The following is a 12,763-nucleotide window of genomic DNA, read 5'->3' on the forward strand; positions in this document are numbered from 1 at the left end:
CGGACCTCCCAAAAAAACAAAATCCCTGTAACCTCTGTCAATCATCCAGTTGGTAAGCTTATACATAGCCTGAAAGTTATCGTTATCCACCCAGAGCATTTTATCATCCGGTATAGGATGACCTATAACTACAAAGGGTATGCTCTGGCTCTGCATATAATCTATACAGTCATCTTTCTCTCTTACAGTAAGCATTACAAAACCATCCACTCTTCTGGAACGATAAAGTTCTTTGATGTATTCCAATTCCTGATTTTGATCCTTGGAAAAAGCATAGAGAATAAAATAATGACAGGACTGAGCATATACGCTCAGTCCGCGCAAGGCATGTATAAAAAACGGGTTTAAAAAAAGGTCTCCCTCATCATTGGGGAGGATTACACCTAGAGACATGGTCTTCTTTTGCACAAGAGATCTGGCCGCAGCATTGGGGTAGTAGTTGAGCTTTGCCATTGCATAAAAGATTCTATCCTTAGTCTCCTGCTTGAGAGGGGCAGAATCATAGATGGCCCTGGATACCGTAGAAGGTGAAACCCCAGCCATCTTTGCAACGTCCTTTATCGTGACCTTTCTCTTGTTCATAATATCATCCGATTTTTATAACCATATCCTCTGAGCAGTTTACGGCATACTCATGAGTTTCCCAAGTATTATCCATGTTTGGCAACAAAATTACAAGTCTCTTATAGGATGTTTTTCTATCTATAGAAACTATAAGTTGATTATTTTTTCTAGTATATCTGTGTATGAGTGTTTCCTGTTCCCTGCTTATACCATCATCTTCTATAAAAATACCAGAGTTTTCTCCTTCTGCAATGGGCCAAACTTCCAAATACAGTGTTTCTCTGTCAATTTGACCTGTATGCTGGATATCGTAAGGATAGACGGGTATAACAGCCCCCTCTTTTACGTATATGGGAACAGTATCAAGAGGAGTGTCTGTTATCACGTGCTGCCTTCCATTGTATTTTACAAAACTATTTCTGTCGTACCAGATACCCTCTGGAACATAAACCAGCCTCTTTTTCTGTCCTTTCTCAAGACAGGGTGCAACCATGATAGAATCACCCCATAAAAATTGATCGCGAATAAAGGCATACTCTGCTCTGTCTTCCCAAAAAATAGGACGAAATACAGGGGTGCCTTTTTGTGTCATAAGATAAAACTGAGAATAGAGATACGGCAGCATCCTGTAACGAAAAGAGACAGCCTTTCTTATCAGAGCAGTTATATCATCTCCAAAAAGATAAGGTTCCTGAGGTTTTGACTCATTTTCATTATGCCCCCTAAAGAAAGGATAAAAAGAACCCAGCTGATACCAACGCACCATAAGCTCAGGATTGGTATTTTCACCAAAGCCGCCTACATCAGCACCAATAAATCCCACACCAGAAAGGCTCATATTGATAAGCTGAGGAACAGACATTGCAAGATGTTCCCAAGTAGAACGATTATCACCTGTCCACACTGCAGCATAACGCTGTATACCTGCAAAACCAGAACGCGTTAGAAGAAAAGGTCTTCTATCAGGAAGCATTTTATCAAAAGCAGCTCTGGTCGCCATGGCTTCATACATTGCATAAAGATTATGCATCCTGTCTTGCCCCGACCATCTGCCATCGTCATACATCCTGACTTCTTCCGGTATTGTGTTATCTTCTTTTATAGTTTCTCTAAGAAGTGCAGGCTCGTTCATATCATTCCATATGCCTTCTGCTCCTGCAGAGAAATATACCTCATGCAAATCTGCCCACCAATCTCTAACATCTCTTCTGGAAAAATCAGGGAAATGGACCTGTCCTGGCCATACTCGTCCCTCAAAAAGTCTGCCATCAGGATATTTCATAAAAAAATCGTTAGCTTTTCCCTGATCACAGACATCATATACTCCGGGAGAATCCGATTTTATGCCTGGGTCAACTATAAATACTGGATGAAATCCCAATTCTTTCATTTCTTTAAGATGTTTTTTGGGATTAGGGTACCTGTTTTTATCAAACGTAAACACACGATATGCATCCATATAGTCTATATCGTACCAGAATCCGTCACAGGGTATTTTCTCTTCCCTAAGTCTGGTTGCAACTTCTTTTGCTTCTGTCTCAGACATATAGCTGTATTTACACTGATGATACCCCAGCGCCCAGAGAGGAGGCATAGAATATCTTCCCGTAAGAGCAGTATACCTTTCTATGATTTCATCAGGAGTATCACCGCCTATAAAATACACTGTCAGGTCGTCTCTATAAAGACTCACAATAAGCTTGTCCCAGTCTGTATTGCCTATGTCAAAAATAGATTTATACGGAGAATCAAGAAAATATCCCCAAAAAATGTTGTCACTTATATTAACAGACATGAAAAAGGGAATACTGCAGTACATAGGTCGTGTTGCCTCAGTATGAGGAAAAGCAGCATCATTGTTCCAGTTTTCTATGATATATCCTCTGCGACTAAGAGGAGAAACCTGTTCGCCAAGTCCAAGTATTTCCTCTTTTTTTCCCAGAGTTCTGTAATCATACAGTGTATCTCCCGTAATATTTATACAATCTCCATGAGAAAGGACTTTTTTTCCATGATAAAAATCAATGGCAGCATTATCTCTCAGAACAATAGAATAATCCTCATATGATACCACAAGACCATTATCAGTCTTTTCTGCAGAGGCAGTCAGAGCCTTACTATCATAAATAACAGATAGGCTTCTGTATTCTTTTAGAGGCAGCTCTCTTCCCGCTCGCACTCTAAAAACTGCCTTATCTATGGCTTCTACTGTTAGTATCAGTCCTTCATATATTGCAATTACAGTATTATTTTCCTGTTTATATGACTTTATTTTTCCAGCTTTGTAGTTGTTCATAAGTTCTCCTGCTAAGCCAGAGGCCTATTTTATCTTATTTAGACTTCCAAGTATAGGAAACCAGTATTATAACAAAATATCATCTCAATATTATCAAATATCAGAAAAACAAACATCGTTTTCTTGATATTATTACAATAAGTAATACAGAAGAATCGGTATCCCTCAAAACGTCTACACAAACATCCCTAGAGAATAATATTTCTCAAAGAGCAAGGAGGTAAAGAAAGAAACTTATACCTTAGAGGGATACCTATCTTCCATAATTTCATAATCAATCTCCTTTTACGGAGCCAAGGGTAAGACCCGATACCAGATATCTGGATGTATAAATGAAAAGAGCAACAACAGGTATTGCAACAAGTATGGATGCTGCAGCAAACATACCCCATGCTGTTCTAAACTGCCCCTGAAGCTGTTGAAGACCAAGAGGCCAAGTAAATAGAAAATCTTTCTGAAGCATTATTCTTGCAAGCAAAAAATCTTTCCATGAATTCATAAAATTAAAAAGAAAAGCAATGGAAAGCCCCGGTAGAGCTAGGGGAAGTATGATTCTATAAAATGTTTGCATTCTTGTTGCACCATCTATCATGGCAGCTTCTTCCAAAGTATTGGGTATGGTGTCGTAGTAACCTTTTAACATCCATACACTAAAAGGAATAGAACCTACAGAATATGCAAGCACTAATCCCCTATAAGTGTTTATAAATCCAAACCTTGCGGCAAGAATATAGAGTGGCACCATCATCATGGTAGCAGGTATCATCTGAGTAGAAAGAAGAAACACAAGACCTGCTTTTTTGCCTTTGAAATTCCAACGGGAAAAAGCGTATGCAGAGGTTGCCGCAAGCATCAGCCCTATAAAAGCGGTGGAAACACTGATAAGAACACTGTTCCAGAGCCATAAAAAGAAATCTTTTTTAAAAAGTACATCTCTGTAGTTATCAAGTGTTGCTCCTTCCGGTATTATTCTAAGAGATGTAGATAGCAGTCTGTCTCCCGGTCTGAGGGATACGGACAAGACCCTTAATACCGGAAAAATTGCTATTACACATGCAATAATCAATACGATATGTGTAAAAATTCTAAAAGCTATGGAGTCGTGCCCCATTTTTCTTCTAAAAAGGACATTGTTTTTTATGTTCATGATTCTCTGACTCCTTTAAGACCGCCTGTTACTTTTATATACCAGATAGAGAAAACAAGCAGAATTGCAAAAATAACCATTGCAAAAGCAGCCGCAAATCCGTACTGATTATATTCAAATGCAGAACGGAATAAAGCAGTAACAAGAATGTCAGAAGATTCGAGTTCATTCTGGTTTATAAAGTAAGGTACGTTAAAGTTATTAAAAGTCCATATAACGCCAAGTATTATGGAAGGTGTCAAAATTGGTTTCAGCAACGGGAGGGTTATATTGGAAAATTTATTCCAACTTGTAGCACCATCCATATCAGCTGCTTCGTAATATTCTTTTGATATGCTTTGCAGACCGCCAAGTGCTATTATCATCATAAAAGGCACACCTAACCATATATTGGTAATATTCATTGCCACAAAATTCCAGACAGGATCTGCCTTCCATGGAATTGGCTCAGCTCCCAACTTTGTCAAAAGAATATTAAATACACCATACTCATAGTGGAATTCTCCTCTCCAAGCCAAACCAGAAATAATGTCCGGTATTGCCCAGGGAAGTATAAGAATGGCCTTATAAATATTCTTTAAAAACATTGGTCTATTTAAAAGAATAGCAAGACCAAGGCCTATGGTTACGTGTGCAGTAACCTGTACAACAGTCCAGAGTATTGTTCTCAAAAAGATAGGGAAAAAATATGTCTGTTTTAATACCGGTTTTGTAAAAACCCTTGCAAAGTTAGAAAGTCCTTGCAGTATGCCAAACTCTGGATGTTTAAATGTTCTTAGGTTCATATTACTAAAAGCCAGGCTTACTTCAAAAAGCAAAGGCCAAACAACAAGAACAAGTATTCCAACTATGGCAGGAGCAAGAAGCATCCATGTAAGCATATTTTTTGCCTTGGTTAGCTTTCCAACCAAAAAGAGCATAAGCTCCAGAAAAAGCACTCCAAGCCCGATATAAAGCACCATCTCTCCTATCTGTCCCAGAGATAATGCCATTATTTTTTTATCTATCATCACATGCTCCTTAAAATAAAGGGAGAGCCTAAGGCTCCCCCTTTTTATAAGCTGTTATTATTTTAATGCCTCTACACCAGCAAGAGCAGCTTCTTGCATTGCTTTTGCAGCTTCCGCAGGAGTTTTCTGATCAGCCAGCACAGCATTCATTTCTGGCTTCATAGCATCCCAATTAGCTCTCATCTCCACTACAGAAGGCATAGGAGTACCTACAGTCATCTGATCCGCACTTGCACTTAGAATAGCATCACTCTTTATGATTGGATCATTGAGAGCTTCTTTGAGTGCAGGAAGACGTGTAAGCGTCTTAACCATTGCAATCTGGTTTTCATAATTTGTTGCAAACTTGATAAAATCAACGACTGCTTCTAGTTTCTGTCCAGAAACCTCTGCAGGAATCATAAAATACTTTCCGCTTGTATAAGGTGCAGGCCATTTACCCGTTGCACTTACCATAGGAATCCTGGCAACACCCAGCTTATCACCAAGAGCTTCCTTATACCCGCTGAGAGACCAGTCTCCATTGATGATCATGGCAGCCTTACCCTCTTTAAAAAGAGTATCAGAACCATCATAGTCTGATTCTGCAGGAAGAATTTCGTATTTATATTTGAGATCATAGAGGAACTGGAGAGTATCTACCATAGCCTTGGTATTGAGAGACGGGGTGATTCCATCGTCTGCAAAGACCTTTCCACCAAAACCGCCAAGCCATGGAACAAGCCAGAAAGGCTCAGTCTGATTAAAAACAAGAGGGATAATTCCCTTTGACTTAAGAGCAGATGACATCTTGATTAGGTCATCGGTTGATTTTGGGGGATTAGCTACAAGCTTCTTGTTGTAAATGAGCATAAAATGATTACCGCTAGAAATAGGAACAGCCCATGTTTTGCCCTTCATCGACACTGAAGGAACATATTTGGAAAGATCCACTAGATCATCAACAGGTTGGATAAGCTCTGCAACAACAAAAGGACCAGCATGGTCATTTACTGTCCACAAAAGGTCCGGAGCAGCACCGGCAAGGCTGGCAGTCTGAAAATCTTCTCTTAGAGCTTCTGTGTCTTTATTAAGAACCTCTATCGTAAGACCTGGATACTTCGATGCATAAGCATCCGCAATCGATTGCACAAATGCATATGCACCTTCTGCTTCACCTTCTTGAGTCCAGAGTGTAATCGACATTCCTCCAGACTCAGTACCTTCTTCTGCCCCACCATTAGCAAACACATTAGCTCCAACAAGGGCAAAAACAAGGAAAAACACCCAAAAAAACTTCTTCATGGGTCACCTCCACATAGGATTCAAAGCTTGCTATGCAAGCGTTTGCACTAATTATAAAGCATTATTAAAAATTCTGCAACAAAAATTTTATCTTAATATTGTGTTTTTATTATAGAAAAAAGAAATCTCAAAAATCAAATTTTTTCAGAAAATTTTAATTATTCAAAAAGCATGAGCTGAGAATCATCATTATAGGATTTTATTTTTTTACTTTTATTATACGTAGAACTCAAAGTTTCTGAAGCGGTTTTTCCACCCCAGATCATGGATTGTTTTTTGTTATAATCAATAACTTTATAAAAATCGACAATGTTTTTTTTCTGTCTTTCTATGCTAATAATAAAATTATGCAAATTTTTGAGAACTGGACGCCTTAATTCTAAAGGAAGCTTAATTTTATGCACAATATCATCCATTTCTGCTATAACATTATCATATATGCATGTCATAACAGGGAACGGATGCCCATCTTTGCCTCCATGTGCAAAGGAAAATCTGGCAGGATCACTAAACCTGACCGGGTTTCCATATACAAGTTCTGCTACAAGAGCAAGCGATTGCATTGTTCTTGGACCCACATTTTTCATAAGCACAAGATCTGCAAAGTTTTTTAATTCTTTGTCATAGGCTGCGGCAAGTATGGCTCCTAGCCTTTTCAAGTTAATATCTCTTGGTAGAATATTATGTCTTGTCGGCATGACAATACGGCGCAATTCATTATATTGAGAAACTGGAGGTTGGATAAGAAAATCCAGCATACTATCTCTTGATGCACTGGCCCTAGAATCGGAAAGATTGATAATTTCTCCTTCATTTTCACCTATAATGGCAGTGTGGGGATCAGAAAAAAAGTCCCCTACACTATCGGAAAGCCAATGATATCTTCTTGCCATCCTCTTCTCATCATTCATACCCTGCTGCACAACACACCATTTTCCATTATCTGCAAGTATAAAAGTATGAAGATATAGAGAAAAGCCATCCTGAATGCAATTATTATCTATTTTTGCAACAAGTCTGGATGTTTTTACAAGCTCATCACCATCAGCACCAAAGCGATAAGAAACATCCATGAGCTGCCTGGGGGTATCTTTGGAAAATCGTCCACGGCCTCCGCAGATCACAATACCCAACTGTCTTTTTTGCAAAGCCTTCTGTAGAGCAAAAAGCAATGTCGTAGTACTGCCGGAAGAATGCCAATCCATCCCCAAAAGACAAGAAAAAGCCTGAAACCAGTCAGGATTGGAAATCCTGGATAAAAATCCATCGGTACCAAAACTGCTGACTATTTCTTCTGCGATAGTACCGGCAAGTTTTTCCATACGTAAGGCAAGCCAATGGGGAACTTTACCGTAATGCAAGGGAAGATCATATGAGCCTTTCTTGTTCATAACTATTCCAATTGACAGTAGTAGTTTTATATATGATTATTATACACCATATGGAGAAAAAACATAACCAGATAAAAATAAAAAATATAGATTGGAAAAAATGGCAATTTACAGAAAAGGCTGTGCTGTGTTTTGTCATAAACAATGATAAAATTTTATTGATCCATAAGAAAAGAGGCCTTGGAAAAGGTAAGATTAATGCTCCGGGAGGAAGAATAGAAGAAGGAGAAACACCAATAAAAGCAGCAATAAGAGAAACTCAAGAAGAAGTACTGATAACTCCTATAAATCCTGTAAAATATGCAGAACTCAATTTTATTTTTACAGATGGTTATTCTTTGTACGGAGAAGCATATATCAGTAAAAGCCATACGGGAATACCAGGAGAAACAGAAGAAGCTAAGCCTTTTTGGCAAGAAATAGACAAAATACCGTATGATAGAATGTGGGAAGATGACAGGCTATGGCTGCCCCATGTACTTAATGGAAAAAAAGTAAAAGCTTATTTTATATTTGAAAAAGACAAAATGCTGGATCATAATGTAGAGATAGTAGAATCTTTTTGACTGGGATTTTCCAACCATCTGGCAACTACAAATAAAAAATCCGACAATCTGTTGATATATTTCATAACAATGGATAAGGGAGTAGAAGAATCATCTCTGCAATAGGCAACAAAAAGTCTTTCCAGTCTCCTGCATACTGTACGGGAAACATCTGCGTGAGCTGATACAATATTTTTACCCGGCAAGATAAAATGGTCGGGCAGTTCTACTCTCTCCATAAACCATTTTTCCCATTTTTCCAGTTCTTCCACATCATAATTGGAAATTCTATCCTTATCAGGTATATACTCTGCCTCTGCAACCTGTCCTGCAGCAATTATAAGACGTGATTGAATCTTCTCAAGACAAGAGTACAGAAAAGAATCCTTTTCTTGCAAATAAGCTTTTACAAGTCCCAACCAAGAAGAAAGCTCGTCTATTCCGCCAAGAACATCAAAAACAAGTTCGTTTTTTGAAAGTCTTCTCCCGCTTGCAAGAGATGATAGTCCTCCGTCACCTCCACGAGTAGTAACCCCTTCGAAATCAATCATAATCTAGTCTTCCGGCTTAAAATCTCTTACTATTGAAATTTGACTCAGTTTTATAAGAGCTTTTTCCTGTATCTGTCTAACTCTCTCCCGTGTTATGCCAAGTAATTTGCCTGTTTCCTCCAGAGTAAGTGGTCCGTTATCGTTGAGACCAAACCTTAGACAAATAACATTCTTCTCACGTTCCGTAAGCTCATCTAGGACTTTGAGTAAAACATCCTTGAGATACAAGCCAAAAACCCTATCAAAAGGTTCTCCAAAATCATCATCAGCAATAAGATCACCGAGTGTTGTCATATTTTCATCATCAACTGTAACATCCAGAGAAGCTGTTTCCTGAGAAACTTTCATAACCTCGTTTACACGTTTATCCGATATGCCGGTATAACGTGATAACTCATCCTCGGTTGGATCCCTTCCCAAATCCTGAGCAAGCTCTTTTGACATCAGAAAAACATTTTTTATGGTATTTAACATATGTATTGGAATTCTTATAACACGACTTTTATCCGCAAGGGATTTTACAATAGCCTGCCTTATCCACCAAGTGCCATAGGTAGAAAACCTGCAGCCTTTGGTATAATCAAATCTTTCTACGGCTTCTATCAGTCCGATATTCCCTTCATCAATCAAATCAAGAAGAGAAAGTCCTCTATTCTGATATTTTTTTGCAATGGAAACAACAAGCCTGAGATTGGAGTTTATCATTCGGTTTTTGAGTTCTCTGAGTCTAAACTCAAGAGCTCTTTTCTCATCAAAGCACTCAGCTCGTTTTTCGTAAGGAAGAGAAGCTATTTCTTCCAGCCTTTTCCTGGTATTATGAATTTCCTCGCCTATCTGCTGTTCTTCTTCAGGAGTAAGCAGAGGATAATTGGCTATTTGCTTAAGATACATGGCAAGAGAATCTACCTCTCCCTTTGTCTCTTCCATGTACAAGCTAGTCTCGATAACGGTCTCAGAACGAGACCGGGCTTTCTTTCTTTTTTCTTTTGTATCCATTACCTTCTCTAAACAATAATGCTAGCAAGAGCATAAGTCAAGAAAACAGAGAAAAAAACTGACCTTGCTCCCTCCCTATCCGCTACGCGGAATTTTTAAGGGATCCACCGGTCTACCGTTCTTATATACAAAGAAAAAAACATCGTAACTCCCCCTATAAGGACTGCGTCCTACATATCCTAAAACATCACCCCTTCCTATAACATCACCTGGAGAAACATCCAGAGATTTGTTACCACCATAAACATACACGTAACCACCTGCAGACTCAACCATAACAACAAGGCCATAAGCGCCATAGGGTCCAGCCCATATAACCTTACCCGGCACCACTGCATATACAGGCTCCCCATCAGATGCAGAAATTCCCACCCCGCTAACTTTGCCCTTAATAAGATAGCGTTTGCCAGGATGAGGCCACATCCAATCAGAAGAAAAAACAGCAGCAGAAGCTTGCTGGACAGTTGCATCAGATGGAGCATTATCTTCTTCTACCTCTGTAACGGCAATATCTGACTTAGAACCGGGATTCAAGGATATATCCGTAGGAATAATAAGCAAATCACCAACCTTTATATTATCAGAAGACAAACTGTTAGCCGATTTTATAGCAGAAACCTTGATTCCCCATCTACGCGCAATAGAAAAAAGAGTATCTCCTTTCTTTACGGCATAGACTCCAGGAAGAATCAACCGCTCACCTGGTACAATCACCCCTGATTTTGCATCAGGGTTAGCAGCTATTATGTCATCTACTGCAATACCAAAGCGCTTGGCAATGCCATAGACAGTATCACCTTTCTTTACAACATAAGAATAAGACGGAAAATCGGCTGCAACCAGAGACATAGAAGAGAGCAGCAATACCAGTAAGAAAGATAAAAAACGCCTCATGCACCTTCTCTATCGGCAAACAAAATCATAAAACTTATATGACTAGCATACAACATAATTAAAAAAATATCAAATTATACCGAACGTCGGGACTGCGCCCTGTTATGTTTGTTCTTTGCATCTTCTGCCTAGAGGCAGCACAGTCCGCACTAGCGGACTGTGCGTTCGATATAAAAAGAAGGTCGCAGCCCTCCTGCCTTCGGCAAAACTATTCAAAGGCAAGAGCTTTGACAGGATCAAGACGGGAAGCTTTGTAAGCAGGATAAAATCCAAAGAAAACGCCCACTGCAAAGGCAAAGACAAAAGAGGCTGCCAACGCAAACAGGTTGAGAGAAAAGTCCCAAGAAAACAGAAGAGTTATGCCCCAGCTGATTAATACCCCCATGATAAGCCCTATAAATCCTCCGGTAATTGTCAGAACAACGGATTCAATCAGAAACTGAAGCCTGATAAAAAACGGGCTCGCACCCATTGCTTTTCTTATACCAATCTCACGAGTTCTCTCCGTAACTGAGACCAGCATAATGTTCATAATACCGATTCCCCCAACTATAAGAGATATCGCAGCTACGCCCCCCAATAGAAGCGAAAGTGTATCCGTAACTTGAGAATACATGTCAGCGATGGTTGCAGCAGAGACAACCCTGAATGCTTCCGAATTATCCCCGGCAATGGATACAAGATAATCTTCCAGCTCGGAAGCTAAGTTTACAACATCAGCTCCATCTTTTACATTGACAATATACATACCTACAACATCGGTATTTTCTATAGAAGAAATATAAGTGGAGTAAGGAACAAAAACAGAAGAGTCAAAACTGATACCAATAGTATCCGAGCGTGACTCCATAACACCCACCACCTTTAATCTGACGGGCACGTCCCTAAAGAGCCTTACATACTTTCCTATAGCATCTCCATCAGGGAATAAATCCTCAGCAACATCAGAACCAAGAACCACTACGTTTTTTCTTCTCTCATAATCAGAATCGGAAAAGAAACTGCCACTTGCTGCAGAATAAGAAAAAACAGAAGCAAAATCAGTAAACACGCCCATTACAGTTACATCAGAACTGTATTTACCATATGTCAGAGTAGCAGATGTACGCTGAGTAGGAAGAACAGTATCAAAATCAGGAAACTGCTTTTGTATCTTTTCCGCAAGAGCAAAATCAGAAAGTCTTGCAGCCTCCCTCTCTCCCTTTCCTGGAAAAACAGAGATAGTATTTAATCCTACGCTTTCTATCTGTTTTTTTACACTATTGGATGCACTGCTGCCAATGGATGTTATTATAATGACCGAAGCAACACCTATAATAATTCCCAGCATAGATAGAATGGTGCGGCCCCTGTTATGCCACAGACTGACAAAAGCCAATCTTATACTTTCCGCAATCATTTTCATAAAGCACTCTCCACAATTTTTCCATCCCTTAGTCTTATAGTCCTATCCGCATAAGAAGCTACCTCGTTATCATGGGTAACCACAATAATAGTCTTGCCTTTTTTATTTATTCCTTTAAAAAGCTCAAGTATTTTTTCACCCGTAACACTATCCAAGGCACCAGTAGGCTCATCAGCAAGAATAATTTCCGGATCATTTACAAGTGCTCTGGCTATAGCAGCACGCTGTCTTTGTCCTCCGGATAATTCTCCAGGTTTATGATACAATCTATCACCCAGACCTACCGCATTAAGCATTTCTACTGCTTTCTGACGCCTCTTTTGATAATCAATCCCTGCATAAAGTAAAGGCACTTCCACATTCTCTATAAGGTTAAGCCTGGGAAGCAAAAAAAACTGTTGGAAAACAAATCCAATTTTCTTATTTCTTATTTTTGCAAGCTCGGTCTCAGAATATCCTGACACATCTATTCCATCTATTTCTATAAGACCACTAGTTGGTACATCAAGACAACCTATGATATGCATGAGAGTTGACTTACCAGAACCAGAAGGACCCATGATAGAAACAAACTCGCCAGCATGTATGTCAAAATCTACACCATCAAGAGCCCGCACACTTATGCCACCCATAGGGTAATCCTTTACAACACCTCTTCCGGAAACAACACAAGAACTCAT

The 12,763-nt window shown here is 39.3% G+C and carries 12 protein-coding genes; 1 reads left to right on the plus strand and 11 read right to left on the minus strand.

From position 1 onward, the window contains the following. The 6 genes from WKV44_09855 to WKV44_09880 form a co-directional block, all read right to left on the minus strand. Nucleotides 1-582 (minus strand): LacI family DNA-binding transcriptional regulator (locus tag WKV44_09855; protein ID MEM5948843.1); only part of this gene is annotated, 582 nt, incomplete at its 3' end. Between the two features lie 4 nt (nucleotides 583-586). Further along, nucleotides 587-2,860: a glycoside hydrolase family 31 protein gene (locus WKV44_09860; GenBank protein MEM5948844.1), complete on the minus strand. Its 2,274-nt coding sequence runs from the start codon at nucleotides 2,858-2,860 to the stop codon at nucleotides 587-589. Nucleotides 2,861-3,134: 274 nt separating this feature from the next. After that, nucleotides 3,135-4,007: a sugar ABC transporter permease gene (locus WKV44_09865; protein MEM5948845.1), complete on the minus strand. Its 873-nt coding sequence runs from the start codon at nucleotides 4,005-4,007 to the stop codon at nucleotides 3,135-3,137. After that, nucleotides 4,004-5,017, minus strand: a complete 1,014-nt coding sequence (locus WKV44_09870) for a sugar ABC transporter permease (protein ID MEM5948846.1) — start codon at nucleotides 5,015-5,017, stop codon at nucleotides 4,004-4,006. The genes WKV44_09865 and WKV44_09870 overlap by 4 nt, the downstream gene beginning before the upstream one ends. A gap of 57 nt (nucleotides 5,018-5,074) precedes the next feature. Beyond that, nucleotides 5,075-6,301: an extracellular solute-binding protein gene (locus WKV44_09875; protein MEM5948847.1), complete on the minus strand. Its 1,227-nt coding sequence runs from the start codon at nucleotides 6,299-6,301 to the stop codon at nucleotides 5,075-5,077. 158 nt (nucleotides 6,302-6,459) lie between these two features. Then, complete coding sequence (locus WKV44_09880) at nucleotides 6,460-7,692, minus strand: DUF763 domain-containing protein (protein MEM5948848.1); 1,233 nt, start codon at nucleotides 7,690-7,692, stop codon at nucleotides 6,460-6,462. Nucleotides 7,693-7,724: 32 nt separating this feature from the next. On the opposite strand from WKV44_09880, the gene WKV44_09885 reads away from it, so the two are divergent. Next, nucleotides 7,725-8,258: an 8-oxo-dGTP diphosphatase gene (locus tag WKV44_09885; protein MEM5948849.1), complete on the plus strand. Its 534-nt coding sequence runs from the start codon at nucleotides 7,725-7,727 to the stop codon at nucleotides 8,256-8,258. On the opposite strand, the gene WKV44_09890 is transcribed toward WKV44_09885, so the two are convergent. The 5 genes from WKV44_09890 to WKV44_09910 form a co-directional block, all read right to left on the minus strand. After that, a complete protein-coding gene (locus tag WKV44_09890) occupies nucleotides 8,228-8,788 on the minus strand; it encodes a cob(I)yrinic acid a,c-diamide adenosyltransferase (protein MEM5948850.1) in 561 nt (186 codons plus the stop codon). The genes WKV44_09885 and WKV44_09890 overlap by 31 nt on opposite strands. A gap of 3 nt (nucleotides 8,789-8,791) precedes the next feature. Further along, nucleotides 8,792-9,715 (minus strand): sigma-70 family RNA polymerase sigma factor, encoded by a 924-nt coding sequence (locus tag WKV44_09895; protein MEM5948851.1) that lies wholly within the window; start codon nucleotides 9,713-9,715, stop codon nucleotides 8,792-8,794. A 144-nt stretch (nucleotides 9,716-9,859) separates the two neighbouring features. After that, nucleotides 9,860-10,678, minus strand: a complete 819-nt coding sequence (locus WKV44_09900; GenBank protein MEM5948852.1) for a M23 family metallopeptidase — start codon at nucleotides 10,676-10,678, stop codon at nucleotides 9,860-9,862. A 208-nt stretch (nucleotides 10,679-10,886) separates the two neighbouring features. Beyond that, complete coding sequence (locus WKV44_09905) at nucleotides 10,887-12,083, minus strand: ABC transporter permease (GenBank protein ID MEM5948853.1); 1,197 nt, start codon at nucleotides 12,081-12,083, stop codon at nucleotides 10,887-10,889. Beyond that, nucleotides 12,080-12,763 carry an ABC transporter ATP-binding protein gene (locus tag WKV44_09910; protein MEM5948854.1) on the minus strand — a complete coding sequence of 228 codons (684 nt, stop codon included), beginning with the start codon at nucleotides 12,761-12,763 and terminating at the stop codon, nucleotides 12,080-12,082. The genes WKV44_09905 and WKV44_09910 overlap by 4 nt, the downstream gene beginning before the upstream one ends.

This window comes from Spirochaetia bacterium 38H-sp (genome assembly GCA_039023545.1).
In the GTDB taxonomy this organism is placed as follows: domain Bacteria; phylum Spirochaetota; class Spirochaetia; order Winmispirales; family Winmispiraceae; genus Rarispira; species Rarispira pelagica.